Source organism: Saccharothrix violaceirubra (genome assembly GCF_014203755.1).
Lineage (GTDB): Bacteria > Actinomycetota > Actinomycetes > Mycobacteriales > Pseudonocardiaceae > Actinosynnema > Actinosynnema violaceirubrum.
This window is the reverse complement of the sequence record NZ_JACHJS010000001.1, coordinates 1,294,716-1,314,455: the sequence shown is the minus strand read 5'-3', so window position 1 is coordinate 1,314,455 and position 19,740 is coordinate 1,294,716. Positions and strand designations below refer to the sequence as shown.

The following is a 19,740-nucleotide window of genomic DNA, read 5'->3' as shown; positions in this document are numbered from 1 at the left end:
TCGTACATGTGCGGCGTCACCGTGCCGGGCACCCTCAGCGGACCACCGGTCCGCTACACCAGACCGGCCTTGGCCGCGTGTACGACGACGCGCACGACACGGTCCGCCACCCCGTGGTCGATCGGGTCGCCTGTGATGAACACGCGGTGGTACAGCGGGCCGCACACCAGTCGGATCACCTCGGCCGCGTCGGTAGTCGCGGGCAGCTCGCCGCGTTCGACGGCGCGGGTGACGACTTGGGCGGCCTCGGCGGTGCGCGCGCCGTAGAAGTCGTTCTTGGCACGCGTCGCGGCACTCGACATGAGCGCGGCGGCGACCACTGCGACGGGAACCGTGCGACGTACGGGATCGGCGAACGAATCGACGACCTCGTAGGCGATCGCGGTCAGGTCCCCGACGAGAGTGCCGGTGTCGGGCACCGGCCACGGGGTGTCGCGGGTGTGGTCGAGCGCGTCCGCGACGAGCCCCTCGACCGTCCCCCAACGCCGGTACACGGTCGTCTTGTGCACACCGGCGCGGTTGGCGACGTTCTCGACAGACATGCCGAGGTAGCCGCGTTCGACCAGTTCGGCGAACGTGGCATCGATGACGGAGGCACGGACGCGCTCGGAGCGTCCGCCGGGCCTGGCAGCCAAATGCAACTCCAGTTGCCTTAAAGGAGCGGTTGTGCCAGTCTAACGCGACACGAGTTGCGTTAGGAGCGCCGTGATTCCCGATCCGACCCTGCTTCACCCGCTCGCCGAGCACCCCCGCGTCGTCCTGCTCAAGCCGCTGGTCACGGCGCCGACGATCGAGGTTGGCGAGTACACGTACTACGACGACCCCGAGTACGCGACGGAGTTCGAGACCCGCAACGTGCTCTACGGCTACGGCACCGAGAAGCTGGTCATCGGTCGGTTCTGCGCGATCGCGACCGGGACGCGGTTCGTCATGGCGGGGGCGAACCACCTGACCTCGGGTGTGTCGACGTTCCCGTTCACGATCTTCGGGGGCACGTGGGCCGAGCGCACTCTCGACCTGATCACCGGCATGGAGACCCGCGGCGACACGGTGGTCGGCAACGACGTGTGGTTCGGGAACGGTGCGGTGATCATGCCGGGGGTCAGGATCGGCGACGGTGCGATCGTGGCGACCGGCGCACTGGTGACGTCCGACGTGCCGCCGTACACCGTGGTCGGCGGCAACCCCGCGCGGCCGATCAAGCGCCGCTACCCGGACGAGGACGTCGAACGCCTGCTGCGCGCACGGTGGTGGTCGTGGCCGATCGAACTCGTGACCGAGCACGTGCGCACGATCATGGCCGGCACGCCCGTCGAGATCGAACGGATCGCGGTCGAGCACGGACTCGTCAGCGCGGGGTGACGGTCCAGGTGCCGTTCGACGTGACCTGGATGATCGCGGGGCCTTCGAGCGGCACCGTGCCGTCGTAGGCGCCGACGGTGTCCACCGGCAGGCCGAGTCCGGCCGGACCGGACACGACGTCGACCACGAACGCGCCGTCGCCGGAGTTGGTGATCCGCGCGGTGGTCGCGGTACCGCGGTAGACCACGACGCTGTCACCGGTACCCGACAGCGAACCGGACGACTCGGTGGCCGCCTCCAGGCCGCCGACCCCGACGGTCCAGGCGGCGTTCGCGGTGATCGTCAACGTCGTCGTGCGCGCACCGTCGTGGACGTTGAGCCAGCGCTTGCCCCGATACGGACCAACGGTCCGGACCAGTACGGCCTCGTCGCCGTCCGTGGTGATCGCGGTGACGCGTGAGCATTCCGCGCACTCGAACTCGACGACCTTGAGGCCGGTCGGACGGTCGAGCGTGACGATGCCGTCGCCGATGCCGGTATACACCGACGATCCCGTGACCGGGGCGAGACGCGGCACCGGGGTGCGCGTCACGGACGTGGTCGGCGACACGACCGGAGACGGTGACGCGATCGGTGACGGTGACGTGGAAGTGTCGCCTACCGGTACACGATGCGGCGACGTCGTCGCGGTCGATGCTGGACGGTCGCGACGTGCCACGGCCACCACCACGACCGCGATCAGGAACAGGGCGATGAGCACGAACGGCCAGCGTGACGGGGACAGCGTCGGCCGCCTACGGCGCCGGGATGGCGGTTGGATCATGACGACGCTCGCATTCGTCCGACCGGGTATGGCCATTCGGATGACAAGCTCGTCGGACTCTGCCAGCGAAGAGTTATGCAACACCCAGATTTTCACTCGTACGAGTGACACAGTGGGAGCGCTCATCCCGATCGAGTGATCTGGCTCGAACGGCCCGGCGGGGAGAACCACCGGTTGGTCTAGCGCGCTGTCCGGGTGCGCAGCGCGATCATTGGTGCGGGGAGGCCGCCGTGAGCGAAGACCGCCACGAGTTGAACGGGTACTGCGACCTGACGATGCGCGGAGGCACCACAAGCGGCGTGGTGTACCCGTGGGCCGTTGTCGAACTCGCCCGCCACTACCGGTTCCGGTCGTTGGGCGGTGCGTCCGCGGGTGCCATCGGCGCCGCGTTCACCGCGGCAGCCGAGAAGGGGCGCGACCGCGACGGGTTCGGCAAGCTGGAGGGCATCGTCCACTGGTTCGCGTCGCCGGAATGGCGGCTCGCGCAACTGTTCCAACCCGACGCGCGCACGCGTCGACTGTTCCGGGTCGTCGCCGCGTCCATGCAGAGCCGCGCGGTGACGGGGCGCAGTGCGGCAACGTGCCTGGTCCTCGCCCTGCTGGGTGCCATCGGCTGGCGGGCGCGGGCATCGCTGGCCCTGGCACTCGCGTTATGGCTGGCGGGGCCGACCGCGTGGGCGCTCGCCGTCGAGTGGCGCACGACCCCGTCGTGGGTGCTGGTGACGATCATCGTGCTGGTCGCGCTGATCGTGCCGCCCATAGTGATCCGACTGGTGCCACGCGGACACGACGCGTGGCCGCGCCGGATCGGAACCGCGCTGCTGGTGCTCGTACCGTTGCTGCCGGTCCTCGCGCTCACCCGGTTCACGCTTCCGAGTTTCACCACGCTGGTCACGGCCGTCGTGTGGTGGTTGGTGTTCGGGTTCGCGTTCGTGAGCGCGGTCGCCGTGACGTACCTGCTCGGTGCGAAGCGCTTCCTCGACAAGAACGCCCGGTCGCTGCACTTCGGCCTGGTCCCCGGCACCGGCACGTTCAAGGCGAACTTCTGGGACCGGCGATGCGGCGTGCCGCGCTCGACGGGCGTGCCGCCACTGAGCGACTGGCTCGCCGACCGGCTCGACGACCTGTCCGGTGTGGACACCCTGACCTTCGCCGATCTCGACACGACGCTGGTCCTGATGACGACGGACCTGTCGGAGGGACGCCCCTACCGGCTGCCGTTCACCGAACCCGTCGACGAGTGGCTGTTCTGCGCACGGTGCCTGGGCCGGGTCGTGCCCGACCGCGTCGTGCACCGGCTCGGCACGGAGTCGACCGGGCACACGTGTCCGCTGGACGGGCACGTGCTGCACCGGTTGCCACGTGACCTGCCGGTAGCCCTCGCGGTGCGGATGAGCATGCCGCTGCCCGGCCTGATCGCGGCCGTCCCGCTGGTCCGCGCCGAACCCGAGCCGCGCGTGCACTGGTTCTCCGACGGCGGGATCACCAGCAACTTCCCGATCCACTTCTTCGACACGATGCTGCCGCGCTGGCCCACGTTCGGGCTCAGTCTCCAGCGGTTCCCGAGTCCGGGCGCGGACGACGTGTGGCTGCCCGAGCAGGACGCGTCGACCAGCGGCGCACCGTGGCGGCCGGTCGACGGGGTGCGGGGGTTCGCCGGCGCGATCCTCGACACGATGCTCGACTGGCGCGACACGATGCAGTCGGCATTGCCCGGCTACCGGGGTCGGATCGCGCACGTGCGGGTCGCCGACCACGAGGGCGGCCTGAACCTGTTCATGCCACCCGCGACCATCCTCGACCTGGCCGCGCGCGGGCGCCGGGCGGGCGAGCTGCTGCGCACCCGGTTCACCGCGTCGGACGGTACGAACACCGACCGGTACCGGTGGATTCGCATGCGCCTGGCCATGCGTGAGTACCAGCAGCTCGCCGACCAGGCCGACCGGCGTGCGGAGCTGTACACCGGACTCGCCGACACGTACCGGATCCCGACCGATCTGCACGACTGGTTCGAGGAGCCGCCGACCGACGTCGACCCGCACGCGCACGGGATCGCGCTCACGCTCGACGCGTTGGGTGGTCTGGTGAAGGGGCCGTTCGACGGCGCGCCGCCGATCGACCCCGACCTGCGGATCACGCCGCCGGAGTAGCCGCCACGCCGTTGGTCAGGACTTGCGGCCGACCCCGACGTACGCGCTGATGTAGGCGTCGTCGGAGTCCGGCCGCCACTCGGACAGCCGCACGACGCCCGGCTCGACCACGTCGAGGCCGTCGAACAACGACGCGATCTCCGTACCGGACCGCAGCACGAGCGGGCTGTCGGTGCGCCGGTAGATCGCCTTCACACGGTCGGTGTCTTCGAGGCCGTCCTGCGGCACGCCGTCCGCACTGCCGTGCGAGATGGCGATGTAGCCGCCGGGCGCGAGGGCGTCGCGGAAGCGGGCGATGGCCTCGTGCGGCCGGTCCGAGTCGGGCACGAAGTGCAGCACCGCGACCATCAGCACGCCGATCGGCCGGTCGAAGTCGAGCAGCGCGCGGACCTCGTCGGAGCTGAGGACGGAGTCGGGGTCGCGCAGGTCGCCCTGGACGGAGATGGCACGCGGGTTGTCCGCGAGCAGGGCGCTGCCGTGCGCGACGGCTACCGGCTCCAGGTCCGCGTACACGACGCGTGCCTCGGGGTTGGCCGCCTGGGCGATCTCGTGCACGTTGCCGACGGTCGGGATGCCCGAACCCAGGTCGAGGAACTGGTCGATGCCCTGGGCGAGCAGGTACCGCACGGCCCGGCGCAGGAACGACCGGTTGGCACGGGCGGCGCCGGCCATGCCGGGGTAGATCTTCTCGACGGCCTGCGCCGCTTCGCGGTCGACCGCGAAGTTGTGCGACCCGCCCAGGTAGTAGTCGTACATCCGGGCCGCGCTCGGCCGGTCGAGGTCGACCGACGACGGGACCCAGCTTGCCTGCTCCATGCACACTCCTCGACTCGACGGGCGTGATCGTCGCGTTCCGGGTGCGGGACCGCAACCACCGAACGGGCGTCCGGGGTCGATGTCACATGATGTGCGACGTGCACGGTTTCGTACCCATGTCCGGCGACGGAAACGAATTCGCGACCACCTTGGTGGTCGTGCGTCACGCCACGTCGCACGTTCCGGTACCGGGCGGGCCGGACGAACTCCACCGGGGACTGTCCGCATTCGGGCGCACGCAGGCGGGACAGCTCGTCGACGACCTCGCGGACCTTCGTCCGGACGCGATCGCGTCGAGCCCGTACCTGCGCGCGGTGCAGACCGTGGAGCCCCTGGCGCGACGCTTCGGCGTGACAGTGACGACGGACGCGGCGCTGCGCGAGTGGGAATCCGGTCTGGAGCCACGTCCCGATTACGCCGACCACTACGCGCGCAGCTGGGCGGACCCCGACTTCGCCCGGCCCGGCGGGGAGAGCCTCGCGGCGTTGTCGACACGTGCGGTGGCAGCGTTACGCGTCCTGGCCGACCAACACGCCGGCGGTACCGTCGTCGTCGGCAGCCACGGCACGTTCGTGGCCCGCGCACTGGCCGGGTTCGGTGTCGCGGTGGACTGGCCGTTCAGCGCCGCGATGCCGATGCCCGCCGTCTACCGCTTGTCCTTCTCCGGCATGCGCTTCCATGCGGAAGGACCGGGGCTGCGATGAACGCGACCCTGCTGCTCAAGGCGGCCAGCATGTTCGCGGTGACGAACATCGACGACCTGCTGCTGCTCGCCGTGTTCTTCGGCCGGGCACGCGGCCGGGTCGCGGTGCTCGAGATCGTCGCCGGTCAGTACCTGGGGTTCGCGGCGATCCTGGCGGTATCGGTGCTCGGTGCGCTGGGCGCCGGGTTGTTGCCCGAGACCGTGATCCCATACCTGGGACTCCTGCCGTTGGCGTTGGGGCTGCGTGCCGGATGGACCGCGTGGCGCGGACGCCACGAGGAAGAGGACGACGTCCGCGGCGCCGGGCTGTGGTCGGTCGCGGCCGTGACGTTCGCCAACGGCGGCGACAACATCGGCGTGTACGTGCCGGTGTTCGCGGTCGCCGGCACGGCCGGGATGGTCGGCTACCTCGTGGTCTTCCTGGCCGGAACGGCGCTGTGGTGCGCGGCCGGCCGGTTCCTGGCCGGTCATCCGGTGGTGGGCCGCGCGCTGTCGCGCCGGGGTCACGTGATCCTGCCGCTGGTCCTGGTCGCGATCGGTGTGACGATCCTGGTCGAGGGCGGCGCGTTCGGTCTGTAGATCACCGGAGGAGACGGGCACGCAGAGCGTCGAGCTCGACGGCGGGCAGGCCGTTGTCCAGGAGGAAGTCGGGCATCGTCAACGAAGCGACGGTCGAGGTCAGCGACGCTTCGATGGTGGTGCCTCGGGCCGCGAGGAGTTTCGTCACGCCGCTCAGTTGGTCGGGGTGGCCGAGTTCGTCGTACAGCGGCTTCATCCGGTCGTAGGTCAGCAGGTAGTCGGCCACGATCTCGTCCGGCGTCGCCTCGGCGAGCGTGAGCAGCACCAGGGCGACCAGCCCGGTTCGGTCCTTGCCGCCGGCGCAGTGGAACGCGACGCACCCCGGTGCCGCGTCGGCGATCATCCGCACGGCGGTGATCACCGGCTCGGGGTGCTCGACGAGCATCGCCGGGTAGTACAGCGGCGTGGCCAGGTTGTCGATCGACGACCACCGCGCGTGGAACGGCGTACCGACCGGGTCGAGCGGGCAGTGCACAGTGGTGATCCCGGACGGTCGCGGCACCCGGTCCGGCACGCGCTCGCCCGCGTCCCGCAGGTCGATCACCGTGCGGACGCCGTGGTCCCAGACCGCCGTCCACCCGGACTCGCCCAGCCTCGTCGGCGCCTCCATCCGGACCACCGCACCCGGCCGGACCCGGCCGAGTCCGCCGAGGTCACGGACGTTGACGCACCCGTCCCACGAAAGCTCTCCCCCGTCGCCCATGGTCACAGGACGCATCGGCACCGCTGTCGGTTGGGCGTGACGAGAGGATCGCCCAGGGCGAACGCCCGGAGGAAACATCTCCCCGCTCATGATGGTTGAGCCGATCAGACTCAACTTTCGGAGGAGATCATGAGCGAGACGTCGGCGCTGCCGGTACTGCCGCTGGACGACGTGGTCGTGCTGCCCGGCATGGTCGTGCCCGTCCGGTTGAGCGGGCCGGACGCCACCGCCGAGGCCAGGGCCGCGGTCGAGGCGGCGACGGCGGGCGACGTGAACCGGGTCGTGCTGGTGCCCCGTCTGGACGGCCGGTACGCCAAGGTCGGGGCGTTGGCCGAGATCGAACAGGTCGGCAGACTGCCCGGTGGCGAACGGGCGGCCGTGCTGCGGGCCGTGTCGCGGGCCCGCATCGGCACCGGGACGACCGGTCCCGGTGCGGCGCTGTGGGTCGAGGCGACCGTGGCCGGTGTGCCGCCCGCCGACGACCGCACGCATGAACTCGCCCGCGAGTACCGGGCGCTGGTGACGACCATCCTCCAGCGGCGCGGCGCGTGGCAGGTGGTCGACTCCGTGCGGCAGGTGGACGAGCCGGCCGCGCTCGCCGACCTCGCCGGGTACGCGTCGTACCTGTCGGACGAGCGCAAACTGCTCCTGCTGGAGACCGACGACGTCGCCGAACGCCTGACCCTGTTGCTGGAGTGGGGCCGCGAGCACCTGGCCGAGCTGGACGTCGCCGAGACGATCGACAAGGACGTCAAGGAAGGCGTCGACAAGCAGCAGCGGGAGTTCCTGCTGCGTCGCCAGCTCGCCGCGATCCACCGGGAACTGGCCGACCTCGACGGCCGGCCCGTGACCGAGGAGCAGGACTACCGGGCCCGGGTCGAGGCCGCCGACCTGCCCGGACACGTGCGCACGGCCGCGCTCGCCGAGGTCGACAAGCTCGAACGGACGGCCGAGCAGTCCCCCGAGGTGGGTTGGTTGCGCACGTGGTTGGACACCGTGCTCGGGCTTCCGTGGAACACGCGCACCGACGACTCCTACGACATCGCCGGTGCGCGGGCCGTGCTCGACGCCGACCACTCGGGCCTGGACGACGTCAAGGAACGCATCACGGAGTACCTCGCGGTACGCGCACGGCGCGCCGACCGGGGACTCGGCGTGGTCGGCGGTCGGCGCAGCGGTGCCGTGCTCGCGCTCGTCGGACCGCCCGGTGTCGGCAAGACGTCACTGGGCGAATCCGTGGCGCGGGCCATGGGACGGAAGTTCGTCCGTGTCGCACTCGGCGGCGTACGGGACGAAGCCGAGATCCGCGGTCATCGACGCACGTACGTCGGCGCGCTGCCCGGCCGGATCGTGCGCGCGATCGCCGAGTCGGGCTCGATGAACCCGGTCGTGCTGCTCGACGAGATCGACAAGGTCGGCTCGGACCACCGGGGCGATCCGACGGCCGCCCTGCTGGAGGTGCTCGACCCGGCCCAGAACCACACGTTCCGCGACCACTACCTGGAGGTCGAACTCGATCTGTCGGACGTCGTGTTCCTCGCGACCGCGAACGTGCTCGAGGCGATTCCGGCACCGCTGCTGGACCGGATGGAGCTGGTGCGGCTCGACGGCTACACCGAGGACGAGAAGGTCACGATCGCGCGCGACCACCTGCTACCGCGCCAGATCGAACGCACGGGGCTGAGCGACGCGGACGTCACCGTGACCGACGACGTTCTGCAAGCGTTGGCGGGCGAGTACACGCGCGAGGCCGGTGTCCGGCAGCTCGACCGCGCACTGGCCCGTGTCCTGCGCAAGATCACGGCACGCGTCGCGCTCGGCGAGCGGTCGCTGCCGGTCGTGGTCGACGACCCGCGCCCGTATCTGGGTTCGCCGAAGTTCACGCCGGAGTCGGCGGAACGCACCGCCGTGCCGGGTGTCGCGACCGGACTGGCGGTCACGGGCGCGGGCGGCGACGTGCTGTTCGTCGAAGCGTCGCTCGCAGCGCGCGACACCGGCGCGACCGACGTCACGATCACGGGACAGCTCGGCGACGTGATGAAGGAGTCGGCACGGATCGCGTTGTCGTACCTGCGGTCGCACGACGAACGCGCCAGCGTGCTCGCGACGCGTGGTGTCCACGTCCACGTACCGGCGGGCGCGGTGCCCAAGGACGGTCCGTCGGCCGGTGTCACGATGACGACGGCGCTGGCATCGCTGCTGTCAGGTCGTCCGGTCCGGTCGGACGTGGCGATGACCGGCGAGGTGTCGCTGACCGGGCGAGTGCTGCCGATCGGTGGGGTGAAGCAGAAGCTGCTGGCCGCGCACCGGGCGGGCATCACCACCGTGCTGTTGCCCAAGCGCAACGAGCCGGACCTGGAGGACGTGCCCGCGTCGGTGCTCGACGCGGTGACCGTCCACCTGGTGTCGGACGTGCGTGAGGTGCTCGACCTCGCACTCGAACCGGAGGTCGTCACCGCGGCCGCGTGATCAGCGCAACCCGCACAGCGACAACGTGTCGCCGTCGGCCGTCCGACACGGCAGGTAGCCCGCGTCCTTCATCCGGACGCGGGCGTCGTCGTGTTCGAGCAGGTAGCGCAGGAACCGTCCGGACAACGAGTCCTCGGCGGGCTGCCCCTTGGTCAGCACGTACTCGACCGTCCAGAACGGGTAACCCTCGTCAACACCCGCCGCCGCGTCGAACGCCCGGCCGTCGAGCGACAGTGCGACGATCTTCTTCGCCTTGCGCGGCTCGGCGACCGACGGCGCGTCCGCGTACCCGATCGCGCCCTCGGTCGCGCCGACTTCACGCACCACGTCGGCGTTGCGCGGACGCTCGCACCGGATCACCGACGCGGTCGGGTCGCGGTCGGCGACCCGGCAGTCGTCGGACGAGATCGCGGGCTCGGCCGCCTTGAGCACGACGCGTTCGAACAGCTGGCGGCTGCCCGAGTCGCCGTCCCGGCCGACGACCCTGATGGGCAACGCCGCGCCGCCGAGTTCGCTCCAGTTCCGGTACCTGCCCGCGTAGATGCCGCGCAACTGGTCGAGCGTCACCGTCTCCAGCCCGACCGATCCGTTGACGACGACGTGGTAGACGACGATCGCCACCCGTCGGCCGGTCACGTCCGCGTCCGACGGCGCACCGTCGGAGAACGCGAGCACCGAACCGGTGTCGGCAGGTCCCAGCGCGGCCACCTCGCGGGCGCCCTCCTTGCTCCCGGTGGACTCGACCGTGATGTCCGCGTCCGGGCACGCCGCGCGGTACTGGTCCACGATCGGGCGCACGGTCGGCAGGAACACGCTCGATCCCGTCACCTTGAGCGATCCGCTCGCGCACGCCACCGTCGGATCGGACGACTGACCCGGCCACGCCAGGGTGAGCACGAGCACCGCCGCGAGCACCGCCGCGATGCCGCCGGTGAGCCGGGGCAGCGTCACCACCCGACGGCGCTTCTCGTCGTGCACGATCCCGACACCGCCCAGGCGACCCTCGATGCGCACGTCCTTGCCGATCGGCCCGTCGTTCGTCTCGGGTTCGCGCAACACCACCAGCAGCTTGAACTTCTGCTTGCGCCGCAACGCGAGACCTTCGAGTCGCACGCCGTGCCAGACCTGCTCGCCGGGTTCGGCGACGACCGCGAGCCGACCCCAGCGCGCGACGAGCTGCGCCATCCGTTCCCGCACCGTCGGCAGCGACACGCGTCGTGCGGTGTCCGCGCCGAAGAACTGGAGGCTGCGTCGCACCTCTTCGCGCAGGTCGTCCGAACCCGCCTCGGAGACCCGCGCGTTCCACACCACGCGCTCGCCGAAGGTGAACGTGAGCGCCTTGTCCCAATCGTCGGCGTCGATGTCGTAGTTGCCGCTGTTGCGCACGCGGACGACCACGATGCTCATGCGGTCCAGGACGCGGACGAGTTCACGCAGTTGCGACGGCTGGGATTCGGTGCCGTCGTGCAATTGCTCAGGTCCCAGCCCGATCTTCGAGTTGTAGAGGACGCGGAAGTTGACCCGTTTGCGGCGGACGAACACCCGGTCGATGACCGGCGTGGCGAACAGCAGGGCGATCGCGAGTGCGACCGGGCCCGGCCCACCGAGGAAGTCCAGCGCGGACCGCAGCGTCTGCACACCGAATTGTCGCCGCGCGGCCCGCGACGCCGGGCCGCGCGCGACGGACGTTCACCTGGACTTCACGCGGCCGTTCACGCGGGCGGCGCGGTGGGCGAGAGGAAGTCGTCGAGCAGCACTGGGGTCAGGCCGTCCTGCTTGGCGCGGTTGAGGAACGCGAGCCAGTCCTCGACGAACGTCTGCCGGAAGTGCATGAGCACGATGTCGCCGGGGTTGAGCTTGCCGCCCGCCTGGAACTGCACGACGCCGTCGTTCACCGCGGCGGTCCACAGGACCAGGGCGGCGATGCCGCAGTCGGCCGCGGCCTTGCGCGTGGTCTGGTCGTAGTTGCCGAACGGCGGGCGGAACAACGTCGGCCGCTTGCCCATCTGCGCGCCGATGTAGTCGGTGTTCTCGCAGATCTCGCGGTGCTGGAACGCGTAGCCCTGACCTTGGAGGTTGGGGTGGTCGGTGGTGTGTCCGTGCACCCGTGCGCCGGCGCGGTCCTGGAACGCGCGGAAGTACGGAACGTCGCCTTCGACGTGCTTGGTGTTGAGGAACAGCGTCGGGCGCACGCCGGACAACCGGATCAGCTCCAGCGCCGCGGGGTGGCGCACGGCGCCGTCGTCGATCGTGATGAACACGTACGGCTTGTCGGTCTCGATGCGCCGCACGATGGGTGCGAGACCGTCCACCGCGGGAGGCGCGGACGCCTGCGGCGTGCCGTACGCGTACGCGGGCTGGAATACCGGAACCGTCGTTCCGTTCGGACCGGGCAACGCGGTGGGCGGCGTGGTCGTCGTCGGGGGCACGGACGACGTGGTGGTCGTGGGTGCGGCGACCGGCTGCGACTCGAGGGCCCCGGCCCCGCACGCGACCGTCACCGACACGAGGGCGATCGCCACGATCACCCGAATTCTCCGCATTTTTCGTTCTCCCCCACAGATTCACGTCACCCGAAAGGGCACGTTCACCCATTGGAGACGCGGGAGAACACTTTCCGGTTGCGCTCAGGTGAATGTGCGGTGCCTGCGTGGGACATCACACGCCACTAGGGTCGGGCCGGTACCCGTGATCACCAGTGGAGGACCCGATGAGTCTGGAGCGCCCCGTCGCGCCCGACCCCTACTCGCTGCTGCCCGCCGTGCCATCGTTCCGGGTGGATTCCCGCGACGTCCGCGACGGCGCCGAACTCGCCGACGCACACGTGTACGCGGCCGGCAACACATCGCCGCACCTCACGTGGTCGGGCTTCCCCGAGGGCACCAAGAGCTTCACCGTGACGACGTTCGACCCCGACGCGCCGACACCGTCCGGCTTCTGGCACTGGGTCGCGGTGAACCTGCCGGCGACGACGACCGCGCTCGACACCGGCGCGGGCGCCGGCGACGACACGCTGCCCGGTGACGGGTTCCACGTGCGCAACGACTACGGCACACGTGACTTCGGCGGTGCCGCTCCCCCGTCGGGCGACCGGGCACACCGCTACTACTTCGTCGTACACGCCGTCGACGTCGACAGGCTCGACGTCACGCCCGACACCTCGCCCGCCGCCGTGGGCTTCAACCTCGCGTTCCACACTCTCGCGCGTGCGGTGCTCGTGGCCACGTACACGCAGCCGTGACGGGGAATGCGACGCCGACACCGGCCGTTGGCCAGGACGTGAGGCACTTCGACCTGGTCATCGTCGGCACCGGCTCCGGCAACTCCATCGCGGACGAGCGGTTCGCGGGACTGGACATCGCGATCGTCGAGAAGGGGGTGTTCGGCGGCACGTGCCTGAACGTCGGGTGCATCCCCACCAAGATGTTCGTGCACACCGCCGACGTCGCGGCCACGCCCGCGGCCGGCGCACGACTTGGTGTCGACGCGACGCTCGACGGCGTGCGCTGGGCCGACGTGCGCGACCGGATCTTCGGCCGCATCGACCCCATCTCGACGGGCGGGCGGCGGTGGCGCGCGGAGGAGAACGCGAACGTCACCGTGTACGAGGGCACGGCGCGGTTCGTCGGCCCGAAGACGCTGGACACCGGCACCGGCGAGGTGATCACCGCGGACCGGTTCGTGCTCGCCGCAGGCGGTCGTCCGGTGATACCGGACGTCCCCGACCTGGACACGACCGGCTACCACACCAGCGACACGATCATGCGCCTGGACGCGTTGCCCCGCCGGCTCGCGATCCTGGGCAGCGGGTTCGTGGCGGTCGAGTTCGCGCACGTGTTCTCGTCGTTCGGCGTCGAGGTCACCCTGATCGCGCGCTCGGACCTGCTGCTGCGACGCGAGGATCACGACGTCGCGCGGCGGTTCACCGAAATCGCGCGACGTAAGTGGGACGTGCGACCGGGTCGCAAGACCGTGCGGGCCGAACGTGTCGACGGTGTCGTGCGGCTGCACCTCGAAGGCCCGGACGGGTCCGAGGTCGTCGAGTCCGACGAGTTGCTCGTGGCCGTCGGTCGCACGCCCAACTCCGACCTGCTCGACCTCGGCGCGACCGGCGTCGACCTGCACCCGGACGGTCGGGTGGTCGTCGACGAGTACCAGCGCACGTCCGTCGACGGGATCTTCGCGCTCGGCGACGTGTCGTCGGAGTACCAGCTCAAGCACGTCGCCAACCACGAGGCGCGGGTCGTCCAGCACAACCTGCTGCACCCGGACGCGCCGATCGCGAGCGACCACCGGTACGTGCCGTCGGCGGTGTTCTCGTCGCCGCAGATCGCGTCGGTCGGGCTCACCGAGGAGCAGGCGCGGGAACGTGGCGTGCGGTACGTGGCCGCGTCGCAGGCCTACGCCTCGATCGCCTACGGCTGGGCGATGGAGGACGAGACCGGTTTCGCGAAGGTGCTCGCCGACCCGGCCACGGGCGAGATCCTCGGCGCGCACGTGATCGGGCCGCAGGCGCCGACCGTGATCCAGCCGCTGATCCAGGCGATGAGCTTCGGCCTCGACGCGAGGTCGATGGCCCGCGGCCAGTACTGGATCCACCCCGGCATGCCCGAGGTCGTGGAGAACGCCCTGCTCGGCCTGCCGTTGGAGGACTGACCCGCGCGGGCTCGGCCGTACCCCGCCGTACCGGCCGAGCCCGCGCACACGTCCGGTGATCGCACGGCGCGACCGGCCCGTTACGCGGTGGATGCGAGGGTCAGACCGTACGCGGCCGACCGGCGACGACGCCGAGCGCCGTGAGCAGCACGAGCAGTCCGACGAGCACGAGCATCGACAGCGTCCAGTCGCCGGTGGCGCCGCGCAGCAGGCCGAACGCGAACGGGCCGGTGGCCGCGAGCAGGTAACCGATGCTCTGTGCCATCGCCGACAGTCGCGCGGTGTCCGCGGTCGAGCTGGTGCGCAGCGAGATCATCACCAGTGCCAACGGGAACATGCCCATGCCGACGCCGATCAGCACGACCCACAGTCCGGGCGCGGCGGCGGGCACGAGGGCCAGGCCCAGGACGCCGGCCACCGACAGCAGCCCGAGGACGGCGACGAGACCGGACTGGCTCGCCCGGCGCACGGCCAGCGGCGGCACGATCAGGCTCACCGGCACGCCGAGGACCATCGTGATGGCCAGCAGCAGGCCGGCGGTCGTCCGGTCGACGCCCGCGTCGCCGAGGATCTGCGGCAGCCAGCCCATGACCGTGTACGCGAGCAGCGACTGCAACCCGAAGAAGACCGTGATCACCCACGCGAGCGGGCTGCGCGTCAACGAGCGCGTCACGGGAACGCGTTTCGTACCCGCGCCCGCGACGGTGACGCCGTGGCGTGCACCGGCCAGCCACACGAGCAGTGCGGCGAGCGAGAGGAAGGCCCACGCGCCGACCGCGAGTCGCCACGAGCCGAGCACGGATTCGAGGGTGGGCGTGAACGCGGCACCGACCGCCGCGCCGGCCGCGAGCGCGGCCGTGTACACACCGGTGACCAGACCCACCCGTCCAGGGAAGGAATCCTTCACCACAACGGGGATGAGGACGTTGCAGACAGCAATGCCCGCGCACGCGACGAACGTGCCGCCGAGCACCACGAGCGGGCCGTCGACGACGCGGAGGACCAGACCAATCGTCAGCACGAGCAACGACAGGCCAACCGCGCGGGCCATGCCCAACCGGCGTCCGAGCCAGGGCGCGAGGAACGCGGCGAAGCCGAAGCAGAGCGTCGGCACGGCGGTCAACAGCGAGGTCCAGGCGGTGGACACCCCCAGGGAACTGCGCACATCGCCGAGCACGGACGCGAGGCCCGTCACCGCCGGCCGCAGGTTCGCGGCGGCGAGCGCTACGCCGATCGCCAGCAGCGTGCTGCCGACCAGGGCAACGCTCCGGTCGGACCGCAGCGAACCAGTGGACCGGTCGGACCGAAGTGTCGCGATCGTCGCACTGATGGGGGAATCAGTGGCAGGGTGAACCGACGACGGTGTCCGGTCTGGCTCGGTTCGCTGGATCGCCACCGGATTACTATCGCAGACATGGGATGTTCGGATGAAAGGATGACGTTGTGCCGTTGGCCACTACTCGGCGGGCCGGGCTCGTCGACCAGGTGATCGACCAGATGAGGGCAGCGATCGCCGGCGGTGAATGGCCGGTCGGCCAGCGAATCCCACCGGAGCCGGAACTGGTGACCGCGCTCGGCGTCGGACGCAACACCGTGCGCGAGGCGGTGCGCGCGTTGTCCCACGCCGGGCTGCTGGAGGTGCGCCAGGGCGACGGCACCTTCGTGCGCGCGACCAGCGAGCTGTCCGGCGCGGTGCGGAGACTGTGCGGCAGCGAACTGCGGGACGTGCTCCAGGTGCGACGGACGCTGGAGGTCGAGGGGGCCAGACTCGCCGCGACCCGACGCACCGACGAGGAGTACCGCAGGCTGGCCGTTCTGCTGACCGAACGCGACGAGGCGCTGGTCGCGAAGCAGTGGGATCGACTGGTCGAGCGCGACGCGGCGTTCCACGTGCTGCTCGTGCAGTGCTCGCACAACACCCTGTTGGCCGAGCTGTACCAGGGGTTGACCGAGGCGGTGCGGGCAAGCATCACGGCCACCGTGGACAAGGAGCACGAGGAGGAGCAGGTCTCGCACGCCGGACTGCTCGACGCGATCCGCGATCGCGACCCGGTGCGCGCGGCGGCCGAGGCGGGCGGGTTCCTCGAGGAGCTGCTCGAACGGCACGCGGACTGACCCGACCGGAGTGGGAACCTCCCAGGACGGCGGATTCCTGGGAGGCCCCCTGGCGGTGTGGTCTCCGGCGGCCCGTCGCGGCACCGTCACCCTGGAGTCGCGAACGCTTGCACTATTGCTACATGTCGTTGCAAATCCGTTATCTCACGCGGTGGAACGCTGTTCCCAGCACTCGCGCAACGCCGTCACGGTCGCGGTGATCGCGGGACGACGGCTGGCCTGCGTGCGCCACACCGCGAACAACCGACGCGTCGGCGTGGGACGGAACGGCACGACGCGCACGGCTTCGGGGACGGTTCCGCGTCCCAGTCGCGGCAGCAGCGCCACACCGATGCCGCGCGCGAGCAACGCGAGCTGCGTCTCGTACTCGCCGATCCGATAGGCCAGATCGGGTTCCATGCCCGCGCGGCGGAACGTGTTCACCAGCCACGAGTGGCAGATCGTGCCCTCGGGCTGGCAGATCCAGCGCTCGCCGGCCAGGTCGCGCGGACCGATCCAGGCGCGGTCGGCCAGGGGGTGCCCGGCGGGCAGCAGCACGTCCGCGATGTCCCCGCCGAGTTCGACCCGGGACGAGGAGCCCGGCACGGCCAGGGGGGTGTCGACCCAGTCGTGGGTGACGGCGAGGTCGAGGTCGCCGCGGTCGACCGCGGCCGACGCGTCGGGCGGGTCCGTCTCGACCAGGCGGACGTCCAGCGCCGGGTGCCGCTCCGCGAGTGTGACGAGTGTCGCGGGCAGCAGGCCGCGCGCTGCCGTGGCGAAGGCTCCGATGCGCAACTCCCCGACCGCAGCGCCGCGCTGTTCCTCCAACGTCACCTCGGCCTCCTCGACCAGGGACAGCACCCGACCGGCGGTGTCCACGAGCAGGCGTGCCGCGTCGGTGAGCGCGATGCCCCGACCTCGGCGTTCGAGCAGCGTGGTGCGGGTTTCCCGTTCGAGTTTGGCGATCTGCTGGGACACCGCCGAGGGCGTGTAGCCGAGCGCTTCGGCCGCCGCGCCAACCGAGCCATGGAGCGCGACGGCGTGCAGCGCGCGCAGTCTTCCGAGATCGAGCATGCAGCGATGCTAAAGGGAAGCGTTCAGAAATCATCGCTGGTGCTTAACGGTCTGGCTGTCGAGACTCGGACTGGTGAAGCCTCGTGACGTGGTGATCGCGGTGTTCGTCGCCGTGCTGTGGGGTGTCAACTTCGTCGTGATCAAGGCGGGGTTGGCAGAGCTGCCGCCGCTGCTGTTCTCCGGGTTGCGGTTCCTGGTCGCGGCCGTGCCCGCCGTGTGGTTGGTGCGTCGACCGGGTGTCGCCTGGAGATGGGTCGTGGTGGTCGGCCTGACGTTGGGCGTGACCAAGTTCGGGTTGGTGTTCCTGGGCATGGACGCCGGGATGCCGGCCGGGCTCTCGTCGCTGGTGTTGCAGAGCCAGGTGATCTTCACGGTGGTGTTCGCGGCGGTGGTGCTGCGGGAACGGCCCAGGCGCGTCCAACTGCTGGGGATGGCGATCGCGGCGGCGGGCATCGTCGTGATCGCGTTCGACTACGGCCTGACGAGTCCGCTGTCGGCGTTGCTGATGGTCGTCGGTGCCGCCGCCGCGTGGGGTCTGGCGAACGTGGCGACCCGGTACGCGAAGCCGCCGGACGCGTTGAGCTTCATCGTGTGGGTCAGCGCCGTCGCGGCCGGGCCGTTGCTGGTGCTGTCGTCGGTGTTCGAGGGACCGACACGTGATCTCGACGCGTTGGCGCACATCACGTGGTCCGGTGTCGGTGCCGTGGCGTTCATCGCGTGGGTGTCGACGTTGCTCGGGTTCGGGTTGTGGGGGTACCTGCTGAGCCGGTACGACGCGAGCACCGTCGTACCGTTCGCGCTGCTTGTGCCGGTGGCGGGCATGTTCTCCGGTGTGGTGCTGCTGCACGAGACCGTGACGCCGGTACGGATCGGCGCGGCGGTGCTGGTGATCGCGGGGATGGCGGCGACGACCGTGCGGCGGCGGGCACGCGTGCCGGTGGAGGTGCCCGAACGCGTGGGCGGGTGAGCGTGTCCGAGTGCGGGTTTCGTGGTGTCTGAACGCGCGACTCGCGGTGTCTGAACGCATGACTCGCGCATCGAGGGGGCGATGATCACCTGATCGTGGGTGTCCGAGTGGAGGACTCGGAGATACGGGGTGGAGGACTCGGGCAGCGGGTGGTGGAGTGGGGGCGTGGATCACCCGGTGTTGTCCGCGCGGACCATCGTCGTGTGGGGTGTCGGCCTGGCGGTGGTCGCCGTCGGTTCGGTCGTGGTGCTGCTCGTCCTGCTCGGTCGCGGTGAGCCACGCGACGCGGTGCGCCTCGACGTCGTGCGCACGGCCGCGAGCGTCGTGATCGGCACCGGAGGGGCGGCGGCGTTGCTGCTCACCGCACGACGCCAGCGCTACGTCGAACTCGACCTGCGGCAGAAGGACCACGACGCGACCGAACGACGGGTCACCGAACTGTACGGGCGGGCCGCGGACCAGCTCGGCAACGACAAGGCACCCGTGCGACTGGCCGGTCTCTACGCGTTGGAACGACTCGGCCAGGGCAACGCCGCGCACCGGCAGACGATCGTCAACCTGGTATGCGCGTATCTGCGCATGCCGTTCACGCCACCGCCCGCGGCACGTGCGCGTGTCGGCGTGCGCGACGCCGACCGCGCACAGGAACTCGAAGTGCGACAGACCGCCGTCGGTGTACTGACCGCGCACTCGCGACCCGACGACGTCGACGCGTTCTGGCCCGACCTCGATCTCGACCTCTCGAACGCGACGCTGGTGAAGTTCACGTTCACGCACGCGTCGGTGCGTTCGGCCTCGTTCGTCGGCGCCACGTTCGTCGACGCCGCGACGTTCCGGGGCACGACCTTCCACCGGAACGCCGACTTCCGCGACGCGCGCTTCGCCGGGCTCGCGGACTTCCGCCGCGTGACGTCGGGCGAGTCGGCGTTCCGCGGCGCGGTGTTCGCGGGCGAGGTGGATTTCGGCGTGCGCACCACCGTGCGACTCTCCGGCGCGAGGGTCCGCCCGTCGAGTGGTCGGCGCCGCTGGCCGGACGGGTGGACCGAACGCCAGGACGAGTCCGACCTGCGGTTTCTCGTCTACGACGACGAATCATGACCACCGCTCGCCCGTTCGGGCGACGTATCCCCCACGCCGGGCCCGGTACCTTTTCCGTGTGACCGTTCCCGGGCTTGGAGGTGTGCGCATGTTCTGCCGCCTCCGGACCATGCCCGCGTAACCGGACCGACCTCCGGTCGGATCGCCGGTGACCCGTTCCGCGCGCCCGAGAATCGCGGAACCGACGAGGGTGGACGGTCACGCCCGGCTTGGCGGCCGTGCGTCGCCCACCCGCCGTCGTGCAGACCCGTACCGATGACGCCCGCGCGGCTTGGCGGTCGCGCGCACCGGCACGAGGCGTTGCCC

Annotated in this window: 18 protein-coding genes; 10 read left to right on the top strand and 8 right to left on the bottom strand. The window is 70.7% G+C overall.

Translation table 11 applies throughout. The features are described 5' to 3' along the window. Window positions 1–53: 53 nt before the first annotated feature. Window positions 54–635, bottom strand: coding sequence for a TetR/AcrR family transcriptional regulator (locus F4559_RS06730; protein ID WP_184666736.1), 582 nt, complete (start codon window positions 633–635; stop codon window positions 54–56). 70 nt (window positions 636–705) lie between these two features. Between F4559_RS06730 and F4559_RS06725 the strand changes: the two genes are divergently transcribed. Further along, on the top strand, window positions 706–1,362 hold the full coding sequence (locus F4559_RS06725; RefSeq protein WP_312865494.1) for a CatB-related O-acetyltransferase: 657 nt from the start codon (window positions 706–708) through the stop codon (window positions 1,360–1,362). Here F4559_RS06725 and F4559_RS06720 read toward each other — a convergent pair. Then, on the bottom strand, window positions 1,349–1,846 hold the full coding sequence (locus tag F4559_RS06720; RefSeq protein WP_184666734.1) for a hypothetical protein: 498 nt from the start codon (window positions 1,844–1,846) through the stop codon (window positions 1,349–1,351). The two genes, F4559_RS06725 and F4559_RS06720, sit on opposite strands and share 14 nt — an antisense overlap. 509 nt (window positions 1,847–2,355) lie before the next feature. Here F4559_RS06720 and F4559_RS06715 point away from each other — a divergent pair. After that, window positions 2,356–4,275, top strand: a complete 1,920-nt coding sequence (locus F4559_RS06715; RefSeq protein WP_312865493.1) for a patatin-like phospholipase family protein — start codon at window positions 2,356–2,358, stop codon at window positions 4,273–4,275. A 15-nt stretch (window positions 4,276–4,290) separates the two neighbouring features. Here F4559_RS06715 and F4559_RS06710 read toward each other — a convergent pair whose 3' ends face one another. Beyond that, the gene (locus tag F4559_RS06710; protein WP_184666732.1) at window positions 4,291–5,091 is read right to left on the bottom strand and encodes an SAM-dependent methyltransferase; all 801 of its coding nucleotides are present in this window, start codon (window positions 5,089–5,091) and stop codon (window positions 4,291–4,293) included. A 158-nt stretch (window positions 5,092–5,249) separates the two neighbouring features. Here F4559_RS06710 and F4559_RS06705 point away from each other — a divergent pair, with 158 nt between their 5' ends. Beyond that, a complete protein-coding gene (locus F4559_RS06705) occupies window positions 5,250–5,795 on the top strand; it encodes a histidine phosphatase family protein (protein WP_312865492.1) in 546 nt (181 codons plus the stop codon). Then, the gene (locus tag F4559_RS06700) at window positions 5,792–6,373 is read left to right on the top strand and encodes a cadmium resistance transporter (RefSeq protein WP_184666728.1); all 582 of its coding nucleotides are present in this window, start codon (window positions 5,792–5,794) and stop codon (window positions 6,371–6,373) included. Before F4559_RS06705 ends, F4559_RS06700 begins: the two co-directional genes overlap by 4 nt. Before the next feature lies 1 nt (window position 6,374). Here the strand turns inward: F4559_RS06700 and F4559_RS06695 are convergent, their stop codons facing one another. Continuing rightward, entirely contained in the window at window positions 6,375–7,091 is a 717-nt protein-coding gene (locus tag F4559_RS06695) for a tyrosine-protein phosphatase (protein WP_184666726.1), read from the bottom strand. A gap of 114 nt (window positions 7,092–7,205) precedes the next feature. On the opposite strand from F4559_RS06695, the gene lon reads away from it, so the two are divergent. After that, on the top strand, window positions 7,206–9,545 hold the full coding sequence (lon, locus tag F4559_RS06690) for an endopeptidase La (RefSeq protein ID WP_184666724.1): 2,340 nt from the start codon (window positions 7,206–7,208) through the stop codon (window positions 9,543–9,545). Here the strand turns inward: lon and F4559_RS06685 are convergent, their stop codons facing one another. Together F4559_RS06685 and F4559_RS06680 are read right to left on the bottom strand one after the other, a co-directional pair. Continuing rightward, complete coding sequence (locus F4559_RS06685; protein ID WP_312865491.1) at window positions 9,546–11,183, bottom strand: substrate-binding domain-containing protein; 1,638 nt, start codon at window positions 11,181–11,183, stop codon at window positions 9,546–9,548. Between the two features lie 74 nt (window positions 11,184–11,257). Then, window positions 11,258–12,088 carry a polysaccharide deacetylase family protein gene (locus F4559_RS06680; RefSeq protein ID WP_184666722.1) on the bottom strand — a complete coding sequence of 277 codons (831 nt, stop codon included), beginning with the start codon at window positions 12,086–12,088 and terminating at the stop codon, window positions 11,258–11,260. A 167-nt stretch (window positions 12,089–12,255) separates the two neighbouring features. Here F4559_RS06680 and F4559_RS06675 point away from each other — a divergent pair, with 167 nt between their 5' ends. Further along, window positions 12,256–12,786: a YbhB/YbcL family Raf kinase inhibitor-like protein gene (locus F4559_RS06675; RefSeq protein WP_184666720.1), complete on the top strand. Its 531-nt coding sequence runs from the start codon at window positions 12,256–12,258 to the stop codon at window positions 12,784–12,786. Between the two features lie 38 nt (window positions 12,787–12,824). Then, a complete protein-coding gene (locus F4559_RS06670) occupies window positions 12,825–14,201 on the top strand; it encodes a mycothione reductase (protein WP_184666718.1) in 1,377 nt (458 codons plus the stop codon). 100 nt (window positions 14,202–14,301) lie between these two features. Here the strand turns inward: F4559_RS06670 and F4559_RS06665 are convergent, their stop codons facing one another. Further along, the gene (locus F4559_RS06665; RefSeq protein WP_312865490.1) at window positions 14,302–15,597 is read right to left on the bottom strand and encodes a CynX/NimT family MFS transporter; all 1,296 of its coding nucleotides are present in this window, start codon (window positions 15,595–15,597) and stop codon (window positions 14,302–14,304) included. Window positions 15,598–15,644: 47 nt separating this feature from the next. Here F4559_RS06665 and F4559_RS06660 point away from each other — a divergent pair, with 47 nt between their 5' ends. Further along, window positions 15,645–16,316 carry a FadR/GntR family transcriptional regulator gene (locus F4559_RS06660; protein WP_184666716.1) on the top strand — a complete coding sequence of 224 codons (672 nt, stop codon included), beginning with the start codon at window positions 15,645–15,647 and terminating at the stop codon, window positions 16,314–16,316. A gap of 144 nt (window positions 16,317–16,460) precedes the next feature. Here F4559_RS06660 and F4559_RS06655 read toward each other — a convergent pair whose 3' ends face one another. Further along, a complete protein-coding gene (locus F4559_RS06655) occupies window positions 16,461–17,369 on the bottom strand; it encodes a LysR family transcriptional regulator (protein WP_184666714.1) in 909 nt (302 codons plus the stop codon). 73 nt (window positions 17,370–17,442) lie between these two features. Between F4559_RS06655 and F4559_RS06650 the strand changes: the two genes are divergently transcribed. Beyond that, window positions 17,443–18,336, top strand: coding sequence for an EamA family transporter (locus F4559_RS06650; protein ID WP_184666712.1), 894 nt, complete (start codon window positions 17,443–17,445; stop codon window positions 18,334–18,336). Window positions 18,337–18,501: 165 nt separating this feature from the next. After that, window positions 18,502–19,434 carry a pentapeptide repeat-containing protein gene (locus F4559_RS06645; protein ID WP_312865489.1) on the top strand — a complete coding sequence of 311 codons (933 nt, stop codon included), beginning with the start codon at window positions 18,502–18,504 and terminating at the stop codon, window positions 19,432–19,434. The last annotated feature ends 306 nt before the right edge of the window (window positions 19,435–19,740 follow it).

Coding starts and splice junctions, on each gene's coding strand:
- F4559_RS06710 (WP_184666732.1), bottom strand. CDS start 5,091: ATGGAGCAGGCAAGCTGGGTCCCGTCGTCGGTCGACCTCGACCGGCCG.
- F4559_RS06700 (WP_184666728.1), top strand. CDS start 5,792: ATGAACGCGACCCTGCTGCTCAAGGCGGCCAGCATGTTCGCGGTGACG.
- F4559_RS06695 (WP_184666726.1), bottom strand. CDS start 7,091: ATGCGTCCTGTGACCATGGGCGACGGGGGAGAGCTTTCGTGGGACGGG.
- lon (WP_184666724.1), top strand. CDS start 7,206: ATGAGCGAGACGTCGGCGCTGCCGGTACTGCCGCTGGACGACGTGGTC.
- F4559_RS06680 (WP_184666722.1), bottom strand. CDS start 12,088: ATGCGGAGAATTCGGGTGATCGTGGCGATCGCCCTCGTGTCGGTGACG.
- F4559_RS06675 (WP_184666720.1), top strand. CDS start 12,256: ATGAGTCTGGAGCGCCCCGTCGCGCCCGACCCCTACTCGCTGCTGCCC.
- F4559_RS06655 (WP_184666714.1), bottom strand. CDS start 17,369: ATGCTCGATCTCGGAAGACTGCGCGCGCTGCACGCCGTCGCGCTCCAT.